Origin of the sequence: Streptomyces sp. NPDC090119 (assembly GCF_044747085.1) — a bacterium.
GTDB lineage: Bacteria > Actinomycetota > Actinomycetes > Streptomycetales > Streptomycetaceae > Streptomyces.
In genome coordinates, this window is the sequence record NZ_JBIVDK010000004.1 from 18,358 (window position 1) to 43,252 (window position 24,895).

Below are 24,895 nucleotides of genomic sequence, written 5' to 3' on the forward strand. Positions count from 1 at the left end.
TACTGCCGCATTTGCCAGACGTAAGTCATCTGTCACGTTGCATGAGCTGCGAAGTTGTTATCTGGAGCTGGCATATGCGTTTGTCCGGAGGTGTCCGGGGGGTAGCAATCCAGGGGAGGTGGTCGCGGTGACGCTCGCTCAGTTGGCCATGACCGGCGATCTGGCCCGGCCTGCTCGGCTCACCGTTCCTGACCTGCGGGAATGGCCTCAGTTCCGGGCGGACGTCAGCTTCGAGTGCGCGACCAGCGGCATCCAGCGGCACCTGTTCTCCGGGCCGCGGCTATATCACGTACTGACCGACGCGGGGCCCGGATTCGACCCGGTGCGCCGCAAGGACCGGCTGAGATTCCTGATTTCCGTGACCGGAACCGACGGGCATCGGGCGGTGCTGAGCTGGGCCGAGATCGACCCCGACTTCGCGGACGCCCCCGTACTGCTGGCGGTCACGATGGACGGCACACCGTTGGACGGGGCCGGGCCCCAGCTTGTGCTGCCGCAAGACCGCTGCGGGGCCCGGCACATCAGCGGGATCACCGGCATCCTGGTCGACGGGGGCTATCACTTCGGTGTCGCGGCGCCCCGCCCCGCGGACCGGCCCGCGCTCGCGGCAGGCTGACGCGGGCGCTGCTCCGGCCCGCGCGTCCGGGCCGCTCAGAAGCGGTCGATGTGCACGTTGGTGGACTTCACGCGGGCGGTGGCCTCCATGCCGACCTCCAGACCGAGTTCGTCGACCGCCTCGCGGGTGAGCAGCGAGACCAGCCGGTGCGGGCCCGCCTGGATCTCCACCTGGGCGGCCACGTCACCGAGCTTGATGGCGGTGACGATGCCGGGGAACGCGTTGCGCACGGAGGTGAAGGGGGTCTCCTCCTCGGCCGTCCCGCCCGCCTGGGCCAGTTCGACGGAGAACGCGGCGAGATCCTGACCGGCGATCAGGCGCCGCCCCGAATCGTCGCGGTGGGTGGCCATCCGCCCGGCGTCGGCCCAGCGGCGGGCGGTGTCGGGGCTCACGCCGAGGAGCCGGGCTGCCTGGCCGATCGTGTAGGACTGCATGCTGGTCACCATAAAACGAGAGGTCGGCGGGCGTGCGCCCGGGCGGGACGCGGGAGCGTCCGGACGGCTCAACCCGTGTGCACCCGGGGGCGGCGGGCCCGGTCCGGCTCCGCCTCGCGCAGCACCTCGCGGGTGACCGGGGCGACCTCGCCCTGCCCGAAGAGGAAGAACCGCAGGAAGTTGGCGAACGGGCTGCCCTCGGTCCACTCGAAGAAGATGTGCGGGGTACGTCCGGTCAGGTCCCGTACATGCAGCAGCAGTGCGGCGAGGGCGTTGGGGATGGAGGAGGACTCCACGGTCAGCACCCGGTAGCGGTTGTGCAGGACCTCGCCGCGCACCGTCAGACAGGTCTCGAACTCCGAGGGGTCGGCCACCGTGACCTCGACGAAGACGAAGTCCTCCTGCTCGGGCATGTCGTTGTCGGTACGGATCTGCTCGATCTTGTCGCGGTACTCGGCCCGGTCGCGGTTGTCGGGCTCGTTGGCGATGAAGCGGATCTTCCGGCTGGCCATGTCCCGGACGAACCGTTCCGCCATCGGGTCCATCGCCACGCTGGTCACCCGCAGCTCGAAGGAGCGGGCCAGCCGGGACAGCAGGGAGACCAGCATGATGCCCGCGATGAAGCAGGCGCCGATCTTCACACCGTCCGGGCGCTCGATGACGTTGGCGACCGTGGTGTACAGGAACACGGCGGAGATGACGCCGAAGCCGATGGTCCAGCCGCGCTGTCCGGCCTTGCGCGCGGCGATGGTCACCGCGATGGCGGCCGAGCTGATCAGCACCAGCACACCGGTGGCGTAGGCGCCGCCCTGCTTGTCCACGTTGGCGTCGAAGAGCCAGGTGACGAGGAAGGCGATCAGGATGAAGACGATGACCATCGGGCGTACCGCGCGGGCCCAGTGCGGGGCCATGCCGTACCGGGGGAGGTAGCGGGGCATCAGGTTGAGCAGACCGGCCATGGCGGAGGCACCGGCGAACCACAGGATGGCGATGGTCGAGGCGTCGTAGACCGTGCCGAAGGCGTTGCCCAGGTACTCGTGCGCGAGGAAGGCGAGGGCGCGGCCGTTGGCCTGGCCGCCGGGCTTGAACTCGTCCGCCGGGATGAGCAGCGTGGTGATGGAGCTGGTGGTGATGAGGAAGCAGCTCATGATGACGGCGGCGGTGGTGAGCAGCTTCTTGGTGTCCCGGATGCGGCCCGCCGGGCGCTCCTCGGTGTCGCCCTCGTCGCCCTGGACATGGGGCATCACGGCGACGCCGGTCTCGAAGCCGGACAGACCGAGGGCGAGCTTCGGGAAGACGATCAGGGCCACGCCGATCATCACGAAGACGTTGCCGTGCTCGGTGGTCAGGGCGCTGGTCCAGTCGGTCACCACGTGCTCGGCGGTCAGCACGTGCCACAGGCCGCTGATCACCACGACGACGTTGAGCCCGAGGTAGACGCCGACCAGGGCGACCGCGACGCCCATGGCCTCCAGGAAGCCCTTGAGGAACACCGCGCCGAGCAGCGCCACCAGGATCAGGGTGATCAGCATCTGGTGACCGCCCAGCGTGCTGGTCAGATGCGGGTTCTCCACCAGGTGGGTGGAGGCGTCGGCGGCCGAGAGGGTGATGGTGATCAGGAAGTCGGTGGCCGCGAAGCCCAGCAGGGTCAGGACGAAGAGCTTGCCCTTCCAGAAGGACAGCAGCCGCTCCAGCATGGCGATGGAACCCTGCCCGTGCGGGCTCTCCTGCGCCACCCGCCGGTACACCGGGAGAGCGCCCGCGAGGGTGACGATCACCAGCACGATGGTCGCCAGTGGGGAGAGCAGGCCCGCCGCCAGCGCCGCGATGCCGGGCTGGTAGCCGAGGGTGGAGAAGTAGTCGACGCCCGTCAGGCACATCACCCGCCACCAGCGCTGACCCCGGTGCGGGGGTTCCGGCTCGGCGTGCGGCCCGGTCAGGCCACCCCGCTTGCCCATGTCGGAGAGCCCCTGAAGCATCCAGGCGCGCAGGCGACTGGGAGGGTGCTCGGTCGTGGCCATCGGCGTGCTCCAGGTGGTGCGGCTCGGCTGCCTGCGGTCATCACACGGACAGCCGGACCAGCGTATGCGGAGAGTGACGCTGCACCCATGGATTCCGGACCGGGAGGGTGTCAATCCTGCGTTAAGAATGGGCCGACGGGGGCTGCTGACGCACCGGAAGGCGAAGGCCCGGAGCCTGCGGGGGCGGATGGCGCGGTGTGCGGACGGCGCCGGGGGAGAGGGTTTCGGGGCTCCGGGAGCGGACACCGAGCGTCATCTCGGACACGATCCTTCAGGCGTCGCACGCACCCTGTCCATGCTGCCTCGGGCGGGGGCGCTCCGCAGCCCAGCGCGCGGCGAATCAGAGGCCGCGGATGTCCATGCGCCAGTGCCAGGCGTTGCGGCGGCGTACGGCGGACAGCTCGGACTCCAGCGGCGAGGGGGGTACCGCGAGCACCGGGCAGCCCGCGTGGGCGAGGCACTGTCGGGAGACCCGGCCGGAGAAGGCCCGGCGCAGGCCGCGGCGGCCCGTGCCGACCACCAGCAGGTCGTCCTCGCGGTCCGCGACCGCCAGCAGTGCCCGGCCCGGCGCGCCGCGCACGATCACGGCGTGCAGGGGGATGCCGGGGCCCTCCGCGCCGAACAGGTCGTCGAGCAGGGAGGTCAGCCGGTGTTCCGCCATCCGCTGCCACTCCTCGGTCAGCGGATCGGCGACGACGGAGCGCCGGCCGGTCGGATCACCGCCGGGCGGCGTCCAGGCCAGTACCGGCCACAGCTCGGCGGCCAGGCGGCGGGCCAGCGCGGCGGCCCGGCGCAGGACCGTGACGCTGCCCAGCGAACCGCTCACACCGACGACCACTCGTGCGGCCAAGGGGGCGTTGTATCCGGGCATGACGTCACGCTCCTCGGGGGACGGACCGCTCGCGCGTCCTGCTTCCATCCCACTCCCGTCCGGCCGATTCGACCAGCCGACGGCCCGTGCACCTGTCCCGGACACGCGTCGGGGCCGGTGCGCACCGTGCGTGCGTCCGGCCCCTCGGGTCGTCGGGCGGTCTCGGCGGACCGCCTCGGGTGCTGCTCAGGCGGCGGTCATGAGTGCGCCGAGCGGGCGATGGGGGGCGATGACCCGGCCGTCGGGCAGCAGCTCACCGGTGTCCTCGAAGAGCAGAACGCCGTTGCACAGCAGACTCCACCCCTGTTCCGGGTGGTGCGCCACGAGACGGGCCGACTCGCGGTCGGCGGACTCGGCTGGCGGGCAGGTCGGTTGATGCTGGCACATGGGCGGGATCTCTCGCTTTGTCGTGGTCATGTCCGTCCCCCGTGGTGAAACATCGGTCGGAATCCAGTGTTGCCCGCTGGGCGTCGTTCCGCAGGGATTTCGCAGCACCGCTCCTTACTCGTTCATGACGCGTCACTCTCGCGGACGGTTCAATCCAACCCCACTGTCCCTTTGGGTGGTTCGGTGTGACCGGAAAGGGCTAGTCCACTCGGAGCAGTGTCGCCTATTCGCTCGTAGGAGCGGGCAATTACTCGCACGAGCGAAATGTGTGTGGCCCACGGAAATACGCGTGCCCGGAGCAGGAATCCGGCGTACCCGGAGAAAAGGCCGTACCCCGCTTCCGCGCCGGGAAGCGGGGTACGCGGGGGGTCGGTCAGGCGGGTGAGCCGAGAAGGGGCACGGGAGTCGCACGATGGGTCAGCACGGGCAGCAACTCCGAGACCCGGTGCGGCCGGTGGGCCCGGATGCCGGGCGGAGCCGGGGCGAGCGGCACCAGCAGGTCGGTGGCGAGGGGGTGTCCCTCGGCCGGGTCGGCCGTGGCATCGCCGTGCAGCCACAGGGTGAGCATGTACAGCCCCGGCACCGACAGCAGGCGCGGCTGATGGGGCTGGGGCAGGGCCTCGGCCTGCTGGAGCGCCCGCTCGGTGGACGGGATGTAGGGGCCCTCGAAGAAGTGCGAGAAGGCCCAGCCGTCCGGGGTGAGCACGGTGTCGGCCGCCGCGACCGGGCGGTCGCCGGCCCGGATGACGAACCGCCAGCCCGTCAGCCGCGTCGCGGACAGGCCCTCGGGGGTGATGTGGTCCAGCACATGCAGGGCGAGCGGGAGTTCGGGCGTGACCGGACCCTGCGCGGCACGCAGGGTGGGGGTGCGCGCCTCACGGACCGCGGTGGGGGAACCGAGGGCCGTGAGGACGGAATGCAGTGCGGGCGCGGGCGCGGGGGGCACGTGCAGCGGCATGGTGGGTCGCCTCTCGTTCGACAGGCGCGGCGGCGCGATGAGGGTGGGGCGGACGGCACTGTCTGCTCACAGGTGGAAGGCCAAGGCGGCGGGGGTCCGGTGCGGACGCGACTGCGAAAGAGATCAGCCGGTCGTCGACGGACGGCCGGAATGCGGCGGAAACGCGTCAGAAACCGGTACCGAGGCACCATCCTTCGGCCCTGTCCGCGAAGTTTATACGACACGTGTTCACCCGTTGTTTCGGCTATCCGATTCCGATAGTCCGGGCAAGGCGATATCCGGTCGCGGATACGTGCTGAACATCCCGATTTCCCGGCCGCGGGGGTCCGCTGACCTCGCCGTACCCCGCTCGCGCGGTCGGCCGATTGTCGTCGGCGTTTTTCACGAGACGATCAGGGCACCCGAAGATGCGTGATGCGGCATGCCTCGTGAATGTGCCGCAGGACACTTCCGTCAGAATAATGGGCGGCGAGGCCGGATGCGGCGTTATCGATCGCTTCCGCTGGGCATCATCCCAACCGATCCGGGAGCCCCGGCGGCCGGACCCTCGGGCCGCCCATCCGAGGAGGGACACTTCCATGGGGGAGAAGGTCGTGGCAGGCCCGTTCGACCTGTCCGATCGCCAGCGCTACCGCGAAAAGCTCCAGAAGTGCCTGGCGGGACTGGAGCGACTGCTGGCCGAGAAACGGTTCGACCGTCCCAAGAACCTGATGGGACTGGAGATCGAACTGAATCTCGCCGGCCCCGACGGTATGCCGAAAATGCTGAACGGCCAGGTACTGGAGCGGATCGCCAGCCGCGATTTCCAGACCGAACTGGCCATGTTCAATCTGGAGGTCAACATAGCGCCACACCGGCTGGGCGACCGGGTATTCGACCGGCTCGCGGAGGAGTTGCGCACCTCCCTCGCCTACGCCGACCGCAAGGCGGGCGAGGTGGACGCCGGAATCGTGATGACCGGCATCCTGCCCACGCTGGGCCGGGACGACCTGGTCTCGTCCAACCTCTCCGAGGTGGACCGCTACGCCCTGCTCAACGACCAGATCGTCGCCGCGCGCGGTGAGGACTTCCGGCTCGACATCGAGGGCGTGGAGCACCTGCGCTGCACCTCCCGCTCCATCGTCCCCGAGGCCGCCTGCACCTCCGTGCAGCTCCATCTCCAGGTGACGCCCGACCGGTTCGCCGACGTGTGGAACGCGGCGCAGGCGGCCTCGGCCGCGCAGATCGCGGTCGGCGCCAACTCGCCCTTCCTGTTCGGACACGAGCTGTGGCGCGAGTCCCGGCCGCCGCTCTTCCTCCAGGCCACCGACACCCGCCCGCCCGAACTCCAGGCGCAAGGCGTGCGGCCGCGCACCTGGTTCGGCGAGCGCTGGATCACCGGCGCCCACGACCTGTTCGAGGAGAACCTGCGCTACTTCCCGCCCCTGCTGCCGATCTGCGACGACGAGGAGCCGCTCGAGGTCCTCGACGCGGGCGGCGTGCCCAAGCTGGCCGAACTCGTCCTGCACAACGGCACGGTGTACCGCTGGAACCGCCCGGTCTACGACATCGCCGACGGCGTGCCCCACCTCCGGGTGGAGAACCGGGTGCTGCCCGCCGGACCCACCATCACCGACGTGATCGCCAACGCCGCCTTCTACTACGGCCTGGTGCGCGCGTTCGCCGAGGAGAGCCGCCCGGTGTGGACCCGGCTGCCCTTCGAGGCCGCCGAGGCCAACTTCGACGCGGCCTGCCGGTACGGCATCGACGCCCGCTTCACCTGGCCCCGGCGCGGTCGCTACGGCGGCACGGCCGAGGTCGACGCCGTCACCCTGGTCCGCGACGAACTGCTCCCGCTTGCCGCGGCGGGACTGGACGCGTGGGGGATCGAGGCCGCCGACCGGGACTTCTATCTCGGGGTCATCGAGGAGCGCTGCCGCAAGCGGGTCAACGGCGCTTCCTGGCAGGCGGCCACCTTCCACCAGGCGCTGGAGAAGGGCCACGGACGGGAGGAGGCACTCGCCGCGACGACGCGCCGGTACGCCGAGCTGATGCACGCCGGGGAACCGGTGCACACCTGGCCGGTGGGGCTGCCGGAGCCGGTGCCGCTGGGGTGAGCGTGGTCCGTACGCGGGCGGGAGGTCCGCCCGCGTACGGCCATGCCGTGGGCCACCCGGTGCGCGGCCTGGCCGGGCCCTTCTGCGATCCTTTGCCCGAACAAGGCGCGCGGGGGCAGGTCGAGCCGCCCGGCGCCCGGAACGCGGGTGGAGGCGGAACCGGTGGCCGAGTCCTTGGCATGGCAGCAGCCCTCCCGGCGGACGCTGCGGGACGAGACGCTGATCGTGCTGGCGCTCTCGCTCGGGGCGAGCGGGGTGTCCGCGCTCATCAGCTTCATCGGCTCGGTCACCAAGCCCGGCGGGCTCAAGGACCAGGCGGCCACCCTCAACGCCTCGGCCGCGCCCGGCCGTCCCTGGCTCGACCTGGCCTGGCAGCTCTTCGGGATCGCGTCCGCGCTGGTGCCGGTGGCGCTGGTCGCGTATCTGCTGTGCCGGGAGGGCGAGAGCCTGCGCGTGATCGGCTTCGACCGGGGGCGTCCCTGGTCCGACCTGGCGCGGGGCGCCGCCGTCGCGGCCGTGATCGGCAGTACCGGCATCGCCTTCTACCTGGTGGCGCGCGGGCTCGGCTTCAACCTCACCGTGGTGCCCGAGGCGCTGCCCGACGTGTGGTGGAAGTACCCGGTGCTGGTGCTGTCGGCGGTGCAGAACGCGGTGCTCGAAGAGGTCATCGTCGTCGGATATCTGCTGCGCAGGCTCGGCCAGTTGGGCTGGACTCCGGGGACCGCGCTGGTGGCCAGCGCGGTCCTGCGGGGGTCGTACCACCTCTACCAGGGCATCGGCGGCTTCATCGGCAACATGGTGATGGGCGTGGTGTTCGTCTGGCTGTACCGCCGGTGGGGACGGGTCGGGCCGCTGGTCGTCGCCCACTCGCTGCTGGACATCGGTGCCTTCGTCGGATACGCCCTGCTGGCGGGCAAGGTGGGGTGGCTGCCGACTCCTTGAGCTAGGCCAGGAGTTCGCCGTCGATGACGGTGACCGCGCGGCCCCGGAGGAGGGTGCGGTCGCCGCGCAGGCCGGTGTGGACCAAGCCGGTGCGGCGGGACGCCTGGAGGCCGGTGAGGTCGTCGCGGTCCAGGCGGGCGGACCAGTAGGGGGCGAGTGCCGTGTGGGCGCTGCCGGTGACCGGGTCCTCGTCGATGCCGACGTTCGGGAAGAAGCAGCGGGAGACGTAGTCGGAGCCCAGAGTGGGGTCCTCGGCGCGGGCCGTCACGATCACACCCCGGCCGGCGCAGCCGGTGAGGGCGCGGTGGTCCGGGGTCAGCTCCAGCACCGCCTTCTCGTCGGCCAGTTCCACCAGCAGGTCCCCGACGCCGGGTCCGGTGTCGAACGCGGCCACCGGCTCCGCTCCCAGCGCCTCGGCGAGCCCCGCCGGGACCTCGACCTCGGTGAGCGGTGCGGTGGGGAAGTCCAGGGTGATCTCCCCTTCTTCGCCCGGCGTGGCGACGACGACACCGCTGCGGGTGGCGAACCGTACGAGGCCCGCGTGGGCACCGGTGGCGTACAGCACGTGCGCGGTGGCGAGGGTGGCGTGCCCGCACATCGCCACCTCGGTGACGGGGGTGAACCAGCGCAGCGCCCAGTCCGCCTCCCCGCCCTCGGGCAGCCGGTGGGCGAAGGCCGTCTCGGAGTGGTTGACCTCGGCGGCCACCCGCTGGAGCCAGTCGTCGTCCGGGAACGGGTCGTCCAGGAGCAGGACCCCGGCGGGGTTGCCGGTGAAGGGGAGGTCGGCGAAGGCGTCGACGATTCGGATGCGCATGCGCAGACCCTAGGGGGTCCGACGGCCGTGCGGCCAAGGCCAGTTGAGGAAGGGTGGCCTTGACCGGGCCGGGGGGGCGGACTCAGGGGGCCAGCGGGAGTTGGCGCTTGTGTTCGGTGTGGTGGTAGCGGTCGATGATGGTGGTGAGGGCGGGCTCCGCGACCGGCTTGCCCTCGAGGAGGTCGTCGATGTCGTCGTAGGTGACACCGAGGGCCGTCTCGTCGGCCTTGCCGGGGTCCAGGGTCTCCAGGTCGGCGGTGGGGGTCTTCCAGACCAGCTCGGCGGGGGCTCCGAGGGCCTCGGCCACGGCGCGGACGCGGCGCTTGGTGAGGCCGGTGAGCGGGACGACGTCGGCCGCGCCGTCGCCGAACTTGGTGAAGAAGCCGGAGACCGCCTCCGCCGCGTGGTCCGTGCCGACGACCAGGCCGTCGTGCGCACCCGCCACCGCGTACTGGGCGATCATGCGCTGGCGGGCCTTGATGTTGCCGTGCAGGAAGTCCTTGTGCCGCTCGTCGCGGAAGACGGTGCCGCCCGCCACGACCGCGTCCAGCGCCGCGTCGCTCGCGGGGCGGACATCGACGGTCAGCGTGCGGTCGGGGCGGATGAACTCCAGCGCCCGCTGCGCGTCGGCCTCGTCGGCCTGGACGCCGTACGGCAGCCGCATCGCGTAGAACGTCGCCTCGTGCCCGGCCGCGCGGGCCCGCTCGACCGCGAGCTGGCACAGCCGTCCCGTGGTGGTCGAGTCCACCCCGCCGCTGATCCCGAGCACCAGCGAGCGCAGGCCGGTGGAGGTCAGCCGCTCGGCGAGGAAGGCGATCCGGCGCTCGATCTCCTGCTCCACGTCGAAGGACTCGGGCACCTGGAGATCCCGGGCGATCTCCTTCTGCTGCGACGTGGCGGCCAGGTCGGTCATGCTCGTTCCTCACGCTTCGGCGGCGGCCCTCACCTGTGGGCCGGTGCCATTCTGGCAAACGCCGGGCGGGCCGGTGCGCGACGGGTCAGGCGTCCCTCGCGGCCCGCTCCACCCGGGCCCGGTGCTCCGCCCACCAGGCGGGGTCGTCCGACGGCATGCTGGTGTTCCCCCGGTCCATTCCGGTCGCGCCGTCGACCAGCTCCCGGACGATGTCGGCGTGCCCGGCGTGCCGCTGGGTGTCGGCGAGGACGCGTACGACGGCGTGGTGCAGGGTCACCTCGTCCCGGCCGCTCGGCCACCACGGCACCCGGCCCACGGTGTCCAGCGGGAGTGCCTCGATCGTCGCGTCCGCGTGGGCCCGGGCGCGGCGGTAGAGCCCCACGATGTCCGCGCGCGACTCCTCGGCGGTGGCCCACATGTCCGCGTTGGTCTCCGCGGCCTCCGTCAGCCAGGGCAGCGGCTCGCCCGACGGCTGCCCGAAGGTGTCCCCGAGGTAGCCCAGCTCCACCCCGGCCGCGTGCTTGACCAGCCCGAGGAGGTTGGTGCCGGTCGGGGTGAGGGGACGGCGGGCGTCGTACTCCGAGAGGCCGTCGAGCTTCCACAGCAGGGCCTCACGGGCGGACCGGAGGTAGCGGAGCAGGTCGGCCTTGGGGCCGGTCGCCGGATCGCCGGTCCCCATCACAGCGGCACCAGGACGCAGAACTCGTTGCCCTCCGGGTCGGTGAGGACCGTCCAGGAGACGTCGCCCTGCCCGAAGTCGAGGTCGGTGGCGCCGAGCGCGCGCAGTCGGTCCGCCTCGGCCGCCTGGTCGTCGCCGGGGTAGGGGCGGATGTCGAAGTGGACGCGGTTCAGGCCGGTCTTCGGGTCCGGGGTGCGGACGAACTCCAGGTAGGGGCCGACGCCCTTGGCGGAGCGCAGCCGCGCGGCGTCGTCGGTGACCTCGTGCACGGTCCAGTCCATGGCCTCGCCCCAGAAACGGGCCATGGCGTGCGGGTCCGCGCAGTCCACGACCACCGCGGCGACCGGGCCGGTGTCCCGGTACGGCTCACGGGGTTCCAGTACGCAGAACTCGTTGCCCTCGGGGTCGGCGAGGACGGTCCAGGGGACGTCGCCCTGGCCGACGTCGACCGGTGTGGCGCCCAACTCCCTGAGCCGGGCCACCAGTTCGGCCTGGTGGGCGTCGGAGGTGGTGGCGAGGTCGAGGTGGAGGCGGTTCTTCACCGTCTTCGGGACCGGGACGGTGAGGACGTCGATGCAGATGGCCTCGGGGGAGGGGTGGGTGACGCCCTCGGGCTCGACGTTGGTCTCGTCCGGTGTGTCCCCGGTGACCTTCCAGCCGAGGGCCTCCGCCCAGAACCGCCCGAGCGTGGACTTGTCCCGGGCCTTGATCGAGATCTGCACCAGACGCGTCGTCATGCGGCCGATCGTATGCCCGCGTGGCGAGGGGCGGACAACCGAATTTCTTCGCGGCAGGGGCTTGTCGGTGAGCGTGTCAGCGATATATCGTCGAAGTGTCGCGTAAGGAACGCGATGGGATGTGATCGATCGACGACAGGATGGAGTGATCGTGATGCACGGTCATGGATTCGCACGAGGGCCCTGGGCGCACGGTCCCGGTCGGCCCGGCCCGGGTGGGTTCGAGGGGGAGCGGGGTGCGTTCGGGCCCTTCGGGCCGGGCGGTCCCGGGTTCGGCGGGCCGATGTTCGGCGGGCCCGGCTTCGGCGGCCCCGGTTTCGGGCGCGGTCACGGGCGCGGCGGGCCGAGGGGGCGGGCGCGGCGCGGTGACGTACGTGCCTCGATCCTGGCGCTGCTCAAGGACCGGCCCATGCACGGCTACGAGATGATCCAGGAGATCGCCGAGCGCAGCGGCGGCGCGTGGAAGCCGAGCCCCGGCTCGGTCTACCCGACGCTGCAGCTGCTGGAGGACGAGGGGCTGATCGCCAGCGAGAGCGAGGGCGGCAAGAAGCTGTTCGACCTCACCGAAAGTGGCCGCACCGCCGCCGAGGAAGGCCCGGACGCCCCCTGGGAGGAGGCTTCGCGCGGTGTCGACTGGGAGGCGCTCGGTGAGATCCGGCAGGCCGGGGCCGGTCTGATGGAAGCCTTCGGCCAGGTGTGGAAGACCGGCACCAAGGAGCAGCGGGACAAGGCGCTGGCCGTCCTCAACGACGCCCGCAAGAAGCTGTACCTCATCCTCGCCGACGAGGACTGAGGGTCGGACGAGGAGTGGCGCTCGGGCTCAGGTGCGCGACGGCGGGACGCAGGCCGACGGCACGCGGCGTATCACGGCCGCGTCGAACAGGTCCCACGCCCGCGGGAAGGGGCCCTCGTCATGGCAGTGCCAGGCGTCCCAGAACAGGTCGGCGGGCAGTGCGTCCGACGGGGCGTACACCCGGTACACGTACTGTTTGCCGTCGACCGCGGGCAGACCGACCAGCCAGCACGGACATCCTTCCTCCACTTCGTGTGAGACGTGTGAGGGCGCCGTGTGGTTGCGCCGGGGTGTACGACGGACCGGGCGCGCCCCCGAGGCGGACGGCCCCGGCCTCATCCGTGAGGAGGAGGCGCCGGACGCGGGTCTCCACTCTGCGTGGGACGCGCGAATGGTTCCCCTCGCGGATGTGAAGGGGCCTCCGTGGCTGATGAGGTGGGACCGTGGAACCCCGTACAGCCGGCCGGGCCGCCCCCGACGAGGGCGGCGCCGGCGCACAGGACGACACCGGTCCCGACGCGACGCTCGCGGCGGTCGTCGCCGGTGCCCGCCGTCGCGCCGTGCGGGACGGCGACCGTCAGGTCGACACCGCCCATCTGCTGCACTCCCTCCTCGACGCGGACCCCGAGGCCCGCGCCGCCATCGGCCCCGGACTGGTCCGGCTGCTCGGCTATCTGGTGCAGCGCAGCATCGGCTACGGACTCGGCTGGCAGCGCGCGGCGGAGGGCGGCGGCGTGGCGAGACCGGTGCGGGGTGACGGCACCTTCGAGGGCCCGGAGCGCTGGTCGCCCCTCGCGGCCGAGGCCATGCGGGACGCCCGGCGCCGCGCCGCACGCCGGGGCGAATCCCACGCCACCGGCCTCGATCTGCTCGCCGCCCTGGTGGCCGACCCGCGCTCCCGCGCCGTCGAGGTGCTGGAGCACGCCGGAATCCCGGCGGGCGGTCTGACCGCCGGGAGAGCACCTCGCGCCACGGGCCGCTGAGGCACCCGCCCGCGTCCACCCCGCGAGACAGGTGCCAACGGGGGTGACGCTCATGTCATCGCCTGTCATCATGTGCGCGTGCGCACCTCCGGAAACAGTGGAAGCGGCCACGGCCGAGGCGCCGGGCTGGGCCTCGCGCTGCTCTCGGCCCTGGCCTTCGGCGGGTCGGGAGTCGCGGCCAAGCCCTTGATCGAAGCGGGCCTGGACCCGCTGCACGTCGTCTGGCTCCGGGTGACCGGCGCCGCCCTGGTGATGCTGCCCCTCGCCGTACGGCACCGCGCGCTGGTCCGGCAACGCCCCGCGCTGCTCGTCGGGTTCGGGCTGCTCGCGGTCGCCGGAGTGCAGGCGTGCTACTTCGCCGCGCTCTCCCGCATCCCGGTCGGCGTGGCCCTGCTGGTGGAGTACCTGGCCCCGGCGCTGGTGCTCGGCTGGGTGCGGTTCGTGCAGCGGCGGCCGGTGACCAGGGCGGCCGCGCTCGGGGTGGTCCTCGCGGTCGGCGGGCTCGCCTGTGTGGTGGAGGTGTGGTCCGGGCTGCGCTTCGACGCGCTCGGGCTGCTGCTCGCCCTCGGCGCCGCCTGCTGCCAGGTCGGCTACTTCGTCCTGTCCGACCAGGGCGGCGACGCGGGGGAGCGGGCACCCGACCCGCTCGGTGTGATCGCGTACGGGCTGCTGGTGGGTGCCGCCGTGCTCACCGTCGTCGCCCGGCCCTGGACCATGGACCGATCCGTGCTGACCGGCACCGCGCAGCTGGACGGCACCCCGGTGCCCGCCCTCGCGCTGCTCGGCTGGATCGTGCTCGTCGCCACGGTCGTCGCCTACGTCACCGGTGTGCTGTCGGTACGGCGGCTGTCGCCGCAGGTCGCGGGGGTCGTCGCGTGTCTGGAAGCGGTCATCGCCACCGTGCTGGCCTGGGTGCTGCTCGGCGAGCATCTGTCCCTGCCGCAGGTGGCCGGGGGCGCGGTCGTCCTCGTCGGCGCCTTCATCGCCCAGTCCTCCGCCCCCGCCAAGGGGCTTCCGGAACCGGTCGCGGAGGGCGGCGCGGAACGGGAGCTGTCGGCGCGGGGTACGGCCGCCTAGGCGCCAGGCAGGGGGCCGCCCTGCCTGGCACCTGGCAGCCTGAGGCGGGTCTCCGGGGAGAGCCGCCTCAGTGCCTCCAGCACCGCCCGCCGGACCTGCGGTGGGCCGTCAGGCGCCCGTGGCTGCCTGCGCCTCGGCTTCGTCCCTGAACTCCGCCAGGTAGTGCGGGAGTTCGGTGCCGGGTGCCAGTTCGGCGTCGGCGAGCGGGGCCGTGTAGGTCGTGCGTACGGGAACCACACCGGCCCAGTACGGCAGGGTGAGGTCCTCGGGCTCGTCGTTCACACCGCCGGTGCGCACCTTGGCCGACACCTCCTCCAGGTCCAGCCGGATCACCGCGGTCGCCGCCAGCTCCTTGCGGTTGGCGGGGCGGGAGTCGGCCGAGCGGCCCGGCACCACCTGCTCCACCAGGGCGTCCAGTGCGATCCGCCGCTCCTCCGGGTCGGTGACCTGGTGCGCGACACCGTGCACCACCACCGAGCGGTAGTTGATCGAGTGGTGGAAGGCGGAGCGGGCGAGCACCAGCCCGTCGACATGCGTGACCGTCAGGCACACCGGGAGCCCCGGATCGGCGGCGCCGGTCATCCGCAGCGGGCGAGAACCCGTGGACCCGTGCACGTACAGCCGCTCGCCGACCCGGCCGTACAGCGTGGGCAGCACCACCGGGGCGCCGTCGCGGACGAAGCCGAGGTGGCAGAGGTAGCCGTCGTCGAGGATCGCGTGCACCGCCGCCCGGTCGTACGACGCCCGCTCCGCGGACCGGGTGGGCACGGTGCGGTCGGTCGGTGCGTAGTCGGCCTGCGGCGCTGCCTGTCCGGTGCTCTGCATGGCGGTCCCTCCCTGGACTGCTTACTTCTGGATCACTTGATTTCTGATTGCACTAGTGCATAATCATGTTTGTGCTAGGAGAGTATCCGATTCAGGGGCGCGGTGCGGCGGAGATCGCGGCCAGCGTCGAACACGCGGTCGGCTCAGGGGAGCTGCTGCCGGGCCAAACCCTGCCGCCCATGCGGGAGTTGGCGGCCCGCCTCGAGGTGAATCCCAATACGGTCGCGGCCGCCTACCGCACCCTGCGCGAACGCGGGGTGATCGAGACCGCCGGCCGCCGGGGCAGCAGGGTCCGCCCCAAGCCCGCCACGACCGGCCGGGACGAGCTGCGCCCCGACGTGCCCGAGGGCGCGCGGGACCTGTCCACCGGCAACCCCGACCCCGCGCTGCTGCCCGCCCTCGCCCCTGCGTTCGCGCACGCGGCGGCCCGCGCCGACAGGGCTCCGGGGCTCTACGGCGACGACCCGGCCGACCCGGACCTCGTCCGCGCCGCCCGCGCCGCACTCGACGCGGACGGTGTCCCCGCCGGGCCGCTCACCCTCACCTCCGGCTCCCTCGATGCCATCGAGCGCGTCCTCGCCGCCCATCTGCGGCCGGGCGACGCGGTCGCCGTGGAGGACCCCGGCTGGGGAAGCGTGCTGGACCTGATCCCCGCGCTCGGGCTGCGCACCCTCCCCGTGGGCGTGGACGACGAGGGCCCGCTGCCCGCCGCACTGGACGCCGCCCTGCGCTCCGGCGCCCGCGCCTTGGTCGTCACCGCCCGCGCCCAGAACCCCACCGGCGCCTCGGTCAGCCCCTCCCGCGCCCGCGAGCTGCGCGCCGTGCTGCGCGAGCATCCCGGCACCGTACTGATCGAGGACGACCACGGCCACGGCTTCGTCGACCTCCCCGCCCACCCCCTCGCGGGCGCCACGCGGCACTGGGCCTTCATCCGTTCCGTCTCCAAGACCTACGGCCCCGACCTGCGGCTCGCCGTCCTCGCCGGGGACGCCCGCACCGTCGACCTGGTGCGCGGACGGCAGCGGCTCGGCCCCGGCTGGGTCAGTCATCTGCTGCAGCGTGCCGTCGCCCGGCTCTGGGCCGACGACGCGGTGGGCCCGGAGGTCGCGGCCGCGTACAGCGCGCGTCGGCAGCGGCTGCTGGACGCGCTCGCCGAACGCGGGGTCACCGCCCACGGCCGCAGCGGGATGAACGTCTGGGTGCCGGTGCCCGACGAGACCGGCGCGGTCGCCCGGCTCCTCCAGTCCGGCTGGGCCGTGGCCCCCGGCGCCCGCTTCCGGCTGGACTCACCGCCCGCCGTCCGCATCACCGTCTCCCCCCTGTCCGAGGCGGACATCGCCCCGCTGGCGGACGCGGTGGCGGCGGCGGTACGCCCGTCCCCGGCGCGGTCCTACGGGTGAGACGGGAGGCGATGCTCCCCTCCCGGTCGGCGCTACCTGGCGGCCGCCGCCCCCCGCCTGACCTGCGTCAGCGCCGCCCCCACGATGACGATCACCGCGCCCACCGGAGTGGTCCAGCGCAGCGACTCCCCGAGGATCGTCACCCCCGCCACGGTGGCGATCACCGGCACGAAGTAGGTGACCATCTGAGCCGTGGTCGGGCCGACCTCGGCGACCAGGCCGTACTGGACGAGCATCGCCAGGCCGGTGCCGAGGGCGCCCAGCGCGGCGACCGCCAGCAGCGGACCCACCGGGAAGCGGGCCGGGACCGAGGTGAACAGCGGCGTGACGACGGCGAGTTGGACCGTGGCGAGGAGCAGCTGCGCGCCCGTCATCGACAGATGCGAGTTGCCCGAACCGGCCAGCGTGCGGCGTACGTAGATCCAGCCGACCGGGTAGCTCAGCGAGGCCAGCAGGGCCAGCGCGGTGCCCCGGGCGTCCAGGCCGTGGAAGCCCTGCCAGGCGCCGAGGACGGTCAGCACCCCGAGGAAGCCGACGCCGAGTCCGGCGACGCGGACCCTGGTCGGCCGGTCCTCGGAGAGGGCGACCACGGAGAACGCCATGCCCCACAGCGGCGAGGTGGCGTTGCAGATGCCGGCCAGGGTGGAGGGGATCGTCAGCTCGGCGAACGCGAAGAGGGAGAAGGGCAGGGCGTTCAGGAAGAACGCGGCGACCGCCAGATGGGCCCAGGTGCGGGCGCCGCGCGGCAGCCCCTCCCGCTTCACGGCCATGGCCACCGCGAGGACGAGGGTGCCGAAGAACAGGCGGCCCAGGGTGACCTGGAAGGGGGCGTAGGCGCCGGTGCCGACCTTGATCAGCAGAAAGCTGAAGCCCCAGATCAGGGACAGCAGCCCGAAGCGGAGCCGCCAGTCGAGCAGGCGGGGCGGGCGCGCGGGCGCAGGGGTGGCCGGGGTGGCGGTGGGGGCGGTTGCGGCGGGGGACTGGGTCCGGGAGGGGATGACCGTGCTCATGCCGTCAAAGATGCTGGACGCAACTTCGTAGCACAATCGAGAATTTACGCGGGATACCTTTTAGGATCGCTTACATGTTGAACCTGGAGCGCCTGCGCACCCTGCACGCCTTCGCCCGGCACGGCTCGGTCAGCGCCGCCGCCGAGGCGCTGCACGTCACCACGTCCGCCGTCTCGCAGCAGCTCGGCAAGCTGGAGCGGGAGGCCGGGCAGCGGCTCCTCGCCAAGAACGGGCGCGGGGTACGGCTCACGGACGCCGGGCGGCTGCTGTCCGAGCACGCGGCCCGCATCCTCTCCCAGGTCGAGCTGGCCCAGTCCGACCTGGAGGCGCACCGGGGGCAGGTCGCCGGGGACCTGCGGATGTCGGCGTTCCCCACCGCCGCCCGCGGCCTCTTCCCGGCCGCGCTCGCCGACCTGCGCGCCCGGCACCCCGCCCTGCGGCTGCGCTCCTGCGAGCTGGAGCCGGAACTCGGCGTCGCCGGAGTCGCGCGCGGAGACCTGGACCTCGCGGTCGTCCTCGACTGGTACAACAAGCCGATGCCCGTGCCCGACGGCCTGGTCAAGGAACCCCTGCTGGACGACCCGGCCGAGGTCGCCCTGCCCGCCGGACATCCCCTCGCGGGCCGGGACGAGGTCGACCTCGCGGAGTTCGCCGGGGACGAGTGGATCACCTGGGGCGAGGGCGAGTTCTGCCATGAATGGCTGCTGTTCACCCTGCGCTCCAAGGGCGTCGAACCCATCGTCGGCCACCGCGCGGGCGAGACCCACACCCAGCTCGCGCTGGTCGCCGCCGGGCTCGGGGTGTGCATCGCGCCCCTGCTGGGCCGGGACCCGGTACCGCCCGGCGTCGTCCTGGTCCCGCTCAAGCAGCGGGTGCGACGGCACGTCTACGTGCTGTGGCGGGCGGACGCCGACCGCCGCCCCTCCATCCGCGCCGCCGTCGACGCGCTGCGGACGGCGGCCGCGCGGCTCCGCTGAGTTCGCTCAGGCCGTACGGCGGCCGAGCTCACTCAGGTCCCCTCAACGGCCGCCGAGTTTGCGGAAGTCCCAGGAGACGACCTTCTCCGGGGTCAGCCGGGCCCAGGCGTGCCTCCCGTCGTGCGGCATCTCGTCCATGCCGAAGTTCTTCCGCGCGAACAGCGTCTCCGCCGTGTCCAGTTCGGCGCACAGCTCCCCGGTGCGCGGCACCTCGCCCACGAACTCCACCCGCCCGGACAGCTCGGCCCCGCGCAACTGGTCGTACTCCTCGCCCGAGTCGACGACCACCGCGACCCGCGCGTCGTTCCGCAGCTGGGTCCAACGCCTGCTGCGCACCACGGAGTACAGCCAGAGCGAGGTGCCGTCCCACACGAACCACAGCGCGCTCACGTGCGGGGTGCCGTCCGCGGAGACGGTGGCCACCCGGCAGGTGCGTTGACTGGTCAGGAACTCGTCCAGCTCGCCGGACGTCATCATGATCTTCCGGCCCCGGCGCTGCTGCGTCACGGTCATGCGCCCCCCCTCGCCGGTCAGGCCAGTTTGATCTCGTCGCCGGACACGGTGATCTTCTCCTCGGGTAGCGGCGCGGTCGCGGGCCCCTTCTTCACGCTGCCGTCCGTCACCGAGAAGTGGCTGTCGTGGCACGGGCAGACGATCACCCCGTTCGCGACACTGCCCACCGCGCAGCCCTGGTGGGTGCACTTCGCGGAGAACGCCTTGTACGTGCCCGCGCTCGGCTGGGTGACCACCACACCCTTGTCCTTGATGATCTTGCCGCCGCCCTCCGGGATATCGGCGGTCCTGGCGAGGGCGTCCCCGGCGGAACCGGAACCGGCCGCGTCCGAGTCGCTGTCCTGCGCACCGCAGGCCGCAAGTGCCACGGTGAGCCCGGCAGCGCCCGCCGCCGCGATCACGGTCCGCCGGTCCGGTCCGGCTGTGGGGCGGGGCGATGCGCTGGTCATGGGGGGTTTCCTTCCGCCGGAGTGAGCGTTCTTGATCCGTCCAGGGGTACGGCCCCGGCGAACCTGCCGTTCAGCGACGGCCCCGATCCTCGCCGCCGGGGCATGAGGACGGCGTAAGCGCCGCGCCCCGGATCAACTCCCGGCGAGCGGGTCCCAGGAGCGCACCCAGGTCAGCAACTCCGGTGTGTGCAGCGCCGGTACCCACACGTCGGCCCGGTGGGCGTCGTCGCCGGGCGGCCGGGGGCCGACGCCCAGCACCCGCAGCCGGGCGCGGCGGGCCGACTCGACGCCGGTCAACGAGTCCTCGACCGCCAGCGCCTCGTCCGCACGCACCCCGCACAGCCGGGCCGCCGTCTCGTAGACGTCCGGCCACGGCTTGGGGCGGACGGTGCCGATGTCCCCGGCCGGGGTCGGAGACGGAACGACGATGTGCGCGAAGTGGCCGCGCAGTCCTGCCCGTTCGAGGCTCGCCTCCACCACTTCCGAGGGGCAGTTGCTCGCCACCGCCAGGGGGAGCCTGCCGGAGAGCAGCCGGACGAGTTCGACGGCGCCGGGCATCGTCACCGGGTCGTCCGCGACGAGTTCCAGGAAGTGGTGGAGGAGCGCCGCCGTCAGATCGGCGGTCAGTTCCGGCTTGTGCACCGACTCCGCCATGAGCCGGCCGCAGTCCGCGTAGTGCACCCCCTTGGCCTGCTCGGCGAACCCCGGCGGCGCCTGGAGGCCGAAGCCCCGGAAGGCCCGGGCGCGGGCGTCCTGCCAGTGGCGTTCGCTGTCCATCAGGGTGCCGTCGCAGTCGAAGACGACGGCCCTCGGGGACCAGTCGAGCAGGTGATGACCCGTGGTGGACACCATGACCTCCCTGGAACGGGCATTCCCGGCATAGATCGGGAAACGGAAACATTGTGACCGCTACGTTATTTACGTGCTCAGAGTGAGGAAATGGCTACATGGAGTTATCGACGGTGGGGGGTTTCGGGGTGTATGCGCACTCGGTGGAACCGGATGCCGGAGCGGGAACCCCAAGGGCCAACGGCATTGTGTGAAAGCACAGTTGAGGCATATTCGCTGGGGGATCGGCGCCGCCGCGCCACGACCGTCGCCCCTGCGGTGAGGTACCGAAACGGTGGCGGAGCGGGCCCTTTACCACTCGCCCGCGTTCATCCTCGAAAGAAAAGCGCAATTACCGCGCGAGTGTGGTTGCCGGTGGCCCCCGGCGCACGCGGGCGCACTACATTCTTCGGCGTCGGGAACGTTGAGCGAGGGTGGACGGGACGTTGCAGGAACGGGCCAGGGCAACGCGCCGATCACTCCTGGAGGCGGCCGCCTCCCTCTTCGCTGAACGGGGGTACGCGGGAACCAGCGTCAACGACATAAGCAGCAGGTCGGGACGGACGAGCGGCTCCGTGTACTTCCACTACGCGAGCAAGGAGGGCATCGCCCTCGCCGTCGTCCAGGATCGTTTCGCCACCTGGCCCGGACTCACCGCCCGGTATACGAACGAGACGGTCCCGCCCATGGACCGCCTCGTCGCGCTGAGCTACGACATCGCCGAGGCGCTCGCCGAGGACCCCGTCACGCGCGGGGGCGCCAGACTGTGGGCCGAACGCGACGTCATCAACGCGGCGCTTCCCGACCCGTTCGCCCTCTGGACCGCCGCCACCACCCGCCTCCTGGCCCAGGCGCGGGCCACCGGCCAGCTCGCCCCGCACATCCGGCCCGCCCCCACCGCCCGCGCCCTGGTCCGCGCCTTCTTCGGCCTCTGCTCCCTGACCGAGGCGCTGGAGGGCAGGGCGACCATCACCGCCCGGCTGGCCGAGTGGTGGCACCTCACCCTGCCGTCCCTCCAGGCGGCACCCCGGCGCTGACGCCGGTCAGAGGCGCACCGGAAGCTCCCGCACACTGTTGCCGACAAAGCTGGCGTGACGCGGCAAGTCCTCCTCCGACGCGGCGAGTTCGAGGTCCGGGAAGCGGGCGAACAGCCGCTCCAGCGCGACCGTGGCCTCCAGTCGGGCCAGCGGAGCCCCCAGGCAGTAGTGGGCGCCGTGCCCCAGCGACAGATTGCGTACGGCGTCGATGCGGGCCGGGCGGGTGACGTCGAAGCGGTCCGCGTCCGGGCCGTGGGCCGCCCGATCGCGCCCGGCGGCGGAGTAGCCCGCCAGCACCGGGGTGCCCGCCGGGATGGTCGTACCGTCGACGTCGAGGTCCCGCACCGGATAGCGGAACGGGAAGTAGCTCACCGGCGAGTCCCAGCGCAGGGTCTCCTCCACCACGTCGGCCCAGCTCGCGCCACCGGAGCGGACCAGGTCGAGCTGGTCGCGGTGGGCGCACAGGGCCCGCACGGCGTTGGTGATCAGGTTCAGGGTGGTCTCGTGCCCGGCGACGACCAGCAGCACCAGGGTGCCGATCAGCTCCTCCTGCCCGAGCCGGTCGCCACCCTCGTCGCGGGCGGCGATGAGCGCGCTGGTCAGGTCGTCGCCGGGGTGCGCGGCCTTGCCCGCCGCTATCTCCCCCAGTACACCGACGAGTTCGCGATTCGCGGCCAGTGCCGCCTCGGGGCCGATGTCGGTCGCCACCACCTGGTTGCTGAGCCGGTGCAGAGGGTCACGGAACTGCTCGTCCACACCGAGGAGTTCACAGATGACCCCCATCGGCAGCGGCAGCGCGAAGTGCCGCCGGAGATCGACGACGCCGTCTGCCGCCCCGAGGTCGTCCAGCAGCGCGTCGGTCAACTCCTCGACACGCGGCCGCAGTCCCTCCACCCGGCGCGGGGTGAAGGCGCGGCTGACCAGGGACCGCAGCCGCCGGTGGTCCGCCCCGTCGGCCGTGGTCATGCCGCGCACGGTGGCGAACGTCAGCAGCGGCCAGCCCGGCGCGATCCGGCCCTCGTGCAGTGCCCTGAAATGCCGTACGTCCTTGGCCACTTCGGGATGCTGGAGGAACTCCCGCAGCGCGTCGTGGCCCAGGACGGCCATCCCCTCGATCCCGCCCGGCAGTTCGACGGGGGCCACCGCGCCGAGGGCCAGCAGACGGGCGTTGTCGGCGTGCGGGCAGCCCCCTGCGGGGTTCAGCCGGTGCGGAGCGTTGTCGGGCGAGGTCTCCACGGTTCTCCTTGACGGTCGTACGGGCCGGTCCGGGGGTTGTGGGAGGGTGCTCGGCCGATCGTAGGCGCGTGACGGGCCGTACGGAGCGGGCTCGGCCGAGGCGGTGGGCGCGGCCGTCGTCGGGAACGGAGGCCGCGGTGAGGCGTCGTACGCGGGATAGCCTGGGCGGATGCTGACCGAAGTCACCGCCACCCGGTTCATCACGCCCCTGCGTGAGGGCGGCTCGCTGCCGGGGCTCGTCGAGACCGACGATCTCGGGCTCCACGTCCTGAAGTTCGCCGGAGCCGGGCAGGGCCGCAAGACACTCGTCGCGGAGGTCGTCTGCGGGGAACTCGCCCGCCGCCTCGGCTTCCGGGTGCCGAGACTGGTGACCGTCCTGCTGGACCCCGTGCTCGGTCTGGGCGAACCCGAACGGCAGGTGCAGGACCTGCTGCGCGCCAGCGGCGGAGCCAACCTCGGCATGGACTTCCTCTCCGGCGCCCTCGGCTACGACCCCCTCGCCTTCCCCGTGGACCCCGGGGAGGCGGGCCGGATCGTCTGGTTCGACGCGCTGGTCAACAACGTGGACCGCTCCTGGCGCAACCCCAACCTCCTGGTGCAGGGGGGCGGGCTGTGGCTCATCGACCACGGCGCCACCATGATCTGGCACCACAACTGGCCCTCCGTCGACGCCTCCGCCGCCCGGCCCTACGACGCCGCCGACCACGCCCTCGCCCGCTTCGCGCCCGACGTCACCGCCGCCGCGGCCGACCTCGCCCACCTGGTCACCGAGGACCTGCTCGCCGAGGTCACCGCCCAGATCCCCGACGCCTGGCTGGCCGACGAACCCGGCTTCGACACCCCCGACGACCTGCGCCGCGCCTACGCACGCCCGCTGCTCGCCCGCGCGGGCACCGTCCACGAACGCGTCGAGGGCCTCAAGGAGAGCAAGTGAGCGAGCACCACATTCACATGGCTGGAGATGTGGTCCAGCGCCACATCGTCCGCGCCGGTCAGGGTGGCGACCGCGAGGTGTACGAGTACGCCCTGCTGCGCGTCGTCCCCCGCGTCGAGCGCGGCGAGCGGATCAACGCGGGCGTGCTCGTCTACTGCCGAGCCCGTGGTTACGTCGGCGCCCGCACCCACCTGGACGAGGCCCGGCTGCTCGCGCTCGACCCGCGGGCGGACGTCACCGGGGTGCGGGCCGCGCTCGGCGCGGTGGAGCGGATCTGCGCGGGCGGGGACGAGGCCGGGCAGGCGGCCGGGGACGACGCCGGGCGGCGTTTCCGCTGGCTGATCGCGCCCCGCTCCACCATCGTGAGGCCCGGACCGGTGCACACCGGGCTGACCGCGGACCCGGTGGCCGAGACGGAGCGTCTGCTGGACCTCCTGGTGAGGTAATGGATCACACCGCCCGGTGTCCCCGTTGACACCGGGTGCCAGGGCTTCTAGCGTCACGGGTGCTGAAGGTACTAAGCGGTCGCTCACCGCACGGCGGGTCCGGTGCCGGACCTGTCGGGTCTCTCAAGGGCGAGGAGAAGCAGCAATGTCCACCACTGCACAGCGGGTCGCGGTAGTCACCGGCGGGGCGCGCGGAATCGGCGCCGCCACCGCCGTACGGCTCGCCGCCGAGGGTCACGCGGTCGCCGTGATCGACCTCGACGAGGCCGCCTGCAAGGACACCGTCGAGAAGATCACCTCGGCGGGCGGCAAGGCCGTCGCGGTCGGCGCCGACGTCTCCGACGAGGCGCAGGTCGAGGCCGCCGTCGCGCGGGTCGTCGAGGAGCTGGGCGCGCCGACCATCCTGGTCAACAACGCCGGTGTGCTCCGCGACAACCTGCTCTTCAAGATGAGCGTCTCCGACTGGGACACCGTGCTCGGCGTGCACCTGCGCGGCTCGTTCCTGATGACGAAGGCCGTGCAGAAGCACATGGTGGACGCGGGCTTCGGCCGGGTCGTCAACCTGTCCTCGTCCTCCGCGCTCGGCAACCGCGGCCAGGCCAACTACTCGGCCGCCAAGGCGGGTCTGCAGGGCTTCACCAAGACCCTCGCCATCGAGCTGGGCAAGTTCGGCATCACTGCCAACGCGGTCGCCCCCGGCTTCATCGCCACCGAGATGACCAAGACCACCGCCGACCGCGTGGGCATGGGCTTCGACGACTTCAAGAAGGCCGCCGCCACCCAGATCCCGGTCCAGCGCGTCGGTGAGCCCGAGGACATCGCCAACGCCATCGCCTTCTTCACCGGCGAGGCGGCCGGATTCGTCTCCGGCCAGGTGCTGTACGTCGCCGGCGGACCGCTCGACTAGCCGGACCGAGGA

At 72.3% G+C, this 24,895-nt stretch carries 28 protein-coding genes; 12 read left to right on the forward strand and 16 right to left on the reverse strand.

Translation table 11 applies throughout. From position 1 onward, the window contains the following. Window positions 1-148 precede the first annotated feature (148 nt). A complete protein-coding gene (locus tag ACIPPM_RS17840; RefSeq protein ID WP_401450079.1) occupies window positions 149-616 on the forward strand; it encodes a molybdopterin-dependent oxidoreductase in 468 nt (155 codons plus the stop codon). Window positions 617-651: 35 nt separating this feature from the next. On the opposite strand, the gene ACIPPM_RS17845 is transcribed toward ACIPPM_RS17840, so the two are convergent. The 5 genes from ACIPPM_RS17845 to ACIPPM_RS17865 all read right to left on the reverse strand — a co-directional run bounded on the left by ACIPPM_RS17845 (window position 652) and on the right by ACIPPM_RS17865 (window position 5,287). Continuing rightward, window positions 652-1,050 (reverse strand): molybdopterin-binding protein, encoded by a 399-nt coding sequence (locus ACIPPM_RS17845; RefSeq protein WP_388999551.1) that lies wholly within the window; start codon window positions 1,048-1,050, stop codon window positions 652-654. 68 nt (window positions 1,051-1,118) lie between these two features. Further along, the gene (locus ACIPPM_RS17850; RefSeq protein ID WP_401448559.1) at window positions 1,119-3,071 is read right to left on the reverse strand and encodes an amino acid transporter; all 1,953 of its coding nucleotides are present in this window, start codon (window positions 3,069-3,071) and stop codon (window positions 1,119-1,121) included. A gap of 340 nt (window positions 3,072-3,411) precedes the next feature. Further along, window positions 3,412-3,942, reverse strand: a complete 531-nt coding sequence (locus ACIPPM_RS17855; RefSeq protein ID WP_401448561.1) for a universal stress protein — start codon at window positions 3,940-3,942, stop codon at window positions 3,412-3,414. Between the two features lie 186 nt (window positions 3,943-4,128). Continuing rightward, window positions 4,129-4,329 carry a DUF5999 family protein gene (locus tag ACIPPM_RS17860; protein WP_030808771.1) on the reverse strand — a complete coding sequence of 67 codons (201 nt, stop codon included), beginning with the start codon at window positions 4,327-4,329 and terminating at the stop codon, window positions 4,129-4,131. Between the two features lie 373 nt (window positions 4,330-4,702). Beyond that, window positions 4,703-5,287 carry a hypothetical protein gene (locus ACIPPM_RS17865; protein ID WP_401448564.1) on the reverse strand — a complete coding sequence of 195 codons (585 nt, stop codon included), beginning with the start codon at window positions 5,285-5,287 and terminating at the stop codon, window positions 4,703-4,705. A 578-nt stretch (window positions 5,288-5,865) separates the two neighbouring features. Between ACIPPM_RS17865 and ACIPPM_RS17870 the strand changes: the two genes are divergently transcribed. Together ACIPPM_RS17870 and ACIPPM_RS17875 are read left to right on the forward strand one after the other, a co-directional pair. After that, window positions 5,866-7,383 (forward strand): glutamate--cysteine ligase, encoded by a 1,518-nt coding sequence (locus ACIPPM_RS17870; protein WP_401448566.1) that lies wholly within the window; start codon window positions 5,866-5,868, stop codon window positions 7,381-7,383. Window positions 7,384-7,545: 162 nt separating this feature from the next. Then, entirely contained in the window at window positions 7,546-8,325 is a 780-nt protein-coding gene (locus ACIPPM_RS17875) for a CPBP family intramembrane glutamic endopeptidase (protein WP_401448568.1), read from the forward strand. Between the two features lies 1 nt (window position 8,326). Here ACIPPM_RS17875 and ACIPPM_RS17880 read toward each other — a convergent pair whose 3' ends face one another. From ACIPPM_RS17880 to ACIPPM_RS17895, 4 genes are all read right to left on the reverse strand, one after another. Beyond that, window positions 8,327-9,139, reverse strand: coding sequence for a PhzF family phenazine biosynthesis protein (locus tag ACIPPM_RS17880; RefSeq protein ID WP_401448570.1), 813 nt, complete (start codon window positions 9,137-9,139; stop codon window positions 8,327-8,329). Window positions 9,140-9,221: 82 nt separating this feature from the next. Then, a complete protein-coding gene (gene nadE, locus ACIPPM_RS17885) occupies window positions 9,222-10,052 on the reverse strand; it encodes an ammonia-dependent NAD(+) synthetase (protein WP_401448572.1) in 831 nt (276 codons plus the stop codon). Between the two features lie 85 nt (window positions 10,053-10,137). Continuing rightward, window positions 10,138-10,731 (reverse strand): DinB family protein, encoded by a 594-nt coding sequence (locus ACIPPM_RS17890; RefSeq protein WP_401448575.1) that lies wholly within the window; start codon window positions 10,729-10,731, stop codon window positions 10,138-10,140. Further along, window positions 10,731-11,468, reverse strand: coding sequence for a VOC family protein (locus tag ACIPPM_RS17895; RefSeq protein WP_401448578.1), 738 nt, complete (start codon window positions 11,466-11,468; stop codon window positions 10,731-10,733). The genes ACIPPM_RS17890 and ACIPPM_RS17895 overlap by 1 nt, the downstream gene beginning before the upstream one ends. A 154-nt stretch (window positions 11,469-11,622) precedes the next feature. Here ACIPPM_RS17895 and ACIPPM_RS17900 point away from each other — a divergent pair, with 154 nt between their 5' ends. After that, entirely contained in the window at window positions 11,623-12,261 is a 639-nt protein-coding gene (locus tag ACIPPM_RS17900) for a PadR family transcriptional regulator (protein WP_401448580.1), read from the forward strand. Window positions 12,262-12,288: 27 nt separating this feature from the next. Here ACIPPM_RS17900 and ACIPPM_RS17905 read toward each other — a convergent pair whose 3' ends face one another. After that, on the reverse strand, window positions 12,289-12,486 hold the full coding sequence (locus ACIPPM_RS17905; protein WP_401450082.1) for a hypothetical protein: 198 nt from the start codon (window positions 12,484-12,486) through the stop codon (window positions 12,289-12,291). 218 nt (window positions 12,487-12,704) lie between these two features. Here ACIPPM_RS17905 and ACIPPM_RS17910 point away from each other — a divergent pair, with 218 nt between their 5' ends. Then, the gene (locus ACIPPM_RS17910; RefSeq protein WP_401448583.1) at window positions 12,705-13,244 is read left to right on the forward strand and encodes a Clp protease N-terminal domain-containing protein; all 540 of its coding nucleotides are present in this window, start codon (window positions 12,705-12,707) and stop codon (window positions 13,242-13,244) included. Window positions 13,245-13,316: 72 nt separating this feature from the next. Beyond that, complete coding sequence (locus ACIPPM_RS17915) at window positions 13,317-14,321, forward strand: EamA family transporter (protein ID WP_401448585.1); 1,005 nt, start codon at window positions 13,317-13,319, stop codon at window positions 14,319-14,321. A 108-nt stretch (window positions 14,322-14,429) separates the two neighbouring features. On the opposite strand, the gene ACIPPM_RS17920 is transcribed toward ACIPPM_RS17915, so the two are convergent. Then, window positions 14,430-15,146, reverse strand: a complete 717-nt coding sequence (locus tag ACIPPM_RS17920; protein WP_401448587.1) for a pyridoxamine 5'-phosphate oxidase family protein — start codon at window positions 15,144-15,146, stop codon at window positions 14,430-14,432. Window positions 15,147-15,217: 71 nt separating this feature from the next. Here ACIPPM_RS17920 and ACIPPM_RS17925 point away from each other — a divergent pair, with 71 nt between their 5' ends. Further along, window positions 15,218-16,546 (forward strand): aminotransferase class I/II-fold pyridoxal phosphate-dependent enzyme, encoded by a 1,329-nt coding sequence (locus tag ACIPPM_RS17925; protein ID WP_401450084.1) that lies wholly within the window; start codon window positions 15,218-15,220, stop codon window positions 16,544-16,546. A 32-nt stretch (window positions 16,547-16,578) separates the two neighbouring features. On the opposite strand, the gene ACIPPM_RS17930 is transcribed toward ACIPPM_RS17925, so the two are convergent. After that, a complete protein-coding gene (locus tag ACIPPM_RS17930; RefSeq protein WP_401448589.1) occupies window positions 16,579-17,556 on the reverse strand; it encodes a DMT family transporter in 978 nt (325 codons plus the stop codon). Window positions 17,557-17,630: 74 nt separating this feature from the next. Between ACIPPM_RS17930 and ACIPPM_RS17935 the strand changes: the two genes are divergently transcribed. Continuing rightward, complete coding sequence (locus ACIPPM_RS17935; protein ID WP_401448591.1) at window positions 17,631-18,533, forward strand: LysR substrate-binding domain-containing protein; 903 nt, start codon at window positions 17,631-17,633, stop codon at window positions 18,531-18,533. A gap of 42 nt (window positions 18,534-18,575) precedes the next feature. On the opposite strand, the gene ACIPPM_RS17940 is transcribed toward ACIPPM_RS17935, so the two are convergent. The 3 genes from ACIPPM_RS17940 to ACIPPM_RS17950 all read right to left on the reverse strand — a co-directional run bounded on the left by ACIPPM_RS17940 (window position 18,576) and on the right by ACIPPM_RS17950 (window position 20,347). Then, window positions 18,576-19,046, reverse strand: a complete 471-nt coding sequence (locus ACIPPM_RS17940; RefSeq protein WP_393593632.1) for a pyridoxamine 5'-phosphate oxidase family protein — start codon at window positions 19,044-19,046, stop codon at window positions 18,576-18,578. A gap of 17 nt (window positions 19,047-19,063) precedes the next feature. After that, on the reverse strand, window positions 19,064-19,495 hold the full coding sequence (locus tag ACIPPM_RS17945) for a Rieske 2Fe-2S domain-containing protein (protein ID WP_401448594.1): 432 nt from the start codon (window positions 19,493-19,495) through the stop codon (window positions 19,064-19,066). Between the two features lie 132 nt (window positions 19,496-19,627). After that, window positions 19,628-20,347 carry an HAD family hydrolase gene (locus tag ACIPPM_RS17950; protein ID WP_401448597.1) on the reverse strand — a complete coding sequence of 240 codons (720 nt, stop codon included), beginning with the start codon at window positions 20,345-20,347 and terminating at the stop codon, window positions 19,628-19,630. Between the two features lie 410 nt (window positions 20,348-20,757). On the opposite strand from ACIPPM_RS17950, the gene ACIPPM_RS17955 reads away from it, so the two are divergent. Then, complete coding sequence (locus ACIPPM_RS17955; protein ID WP_401448599.1) at window positions 20,758-21,360, forward strand: ScbR family autoregulator-binding transcription factor; 603 nt, start codon at window positions 20,758-20,760, stop codon at window positions 21,358-21,360. 6 nt (window positions 21,361-21,366) lie between these two features. Here the strand turns inward: ACIPPM_RS17955 and ACIPPM_RS17960 are convergent, their stop codons facing one another. After that, the gene (locus ACIPPM_RS17960) at window positions 21,367-22,596 is read right to left on the reverse strand and encodes a cytochrome P450 (protein WP_401448601.1); all 1,230 of its coding nucleotides are present in this window, start codon (window positions 22,594-22,596) and stop codon (window positions 21,367-21,369) included. 169 nt (window positions 22,597-22,765) lie between these two features. Here ACIPPM_RS17960 and ACIPPM_RS17965 point away from each other — a divergent pair, with 169 nt between their 5' ends. The 3 genes from ACIPPM_RS17965 (at window position 22,766) to fabG (ending at window position 24,883) form a co-directional block, all read left to right on the forward strand. After that, window positions 22,766-23,530 carry a HipA family kinase gene (locus ACIPPM_RS17965; RefSeq protein ID WP_401448604.1) on the forward strand — a complete coding sequence of 255 codons (765 nt, stop codon included), beginning with the start codon at window positions 22,766-22,768 and terminating at the stop codon, window positions 23,528-23,530. 17 nt (window positions 23,531-23,547) lie between these two features. Continuing rightward, complete coding sequence (locus tag ACIPPM_RS17970) at window positions 23,548-23,976, forward strand: DUF3037 domain-containing protein (protein WP_401450086.1); 429 nt, start codon at window positions 23,548-23,550, stop codon at window positions 23,974-23,976. A gap of 145 nt (window positions 23,977-24,121) precedes the next feature. After that, window positions 24,122-24,883 carry a 3-oxoacyl-ACP reductase FabG gene (gene fabG / locus ACIPPM_RS17975; RefSeq protein ID WP_401448607.1) on the forward strand — a complete coding sequence of 254 codons (762 nt, stop codon included), beginning with the start codon at window positions 24,122-24,124 and terminating at the stop codon, window positions 24,881-24,883. The last annotated feature ends 12 nt before the right edge of the window (window positions 24,884-24,895 follow it).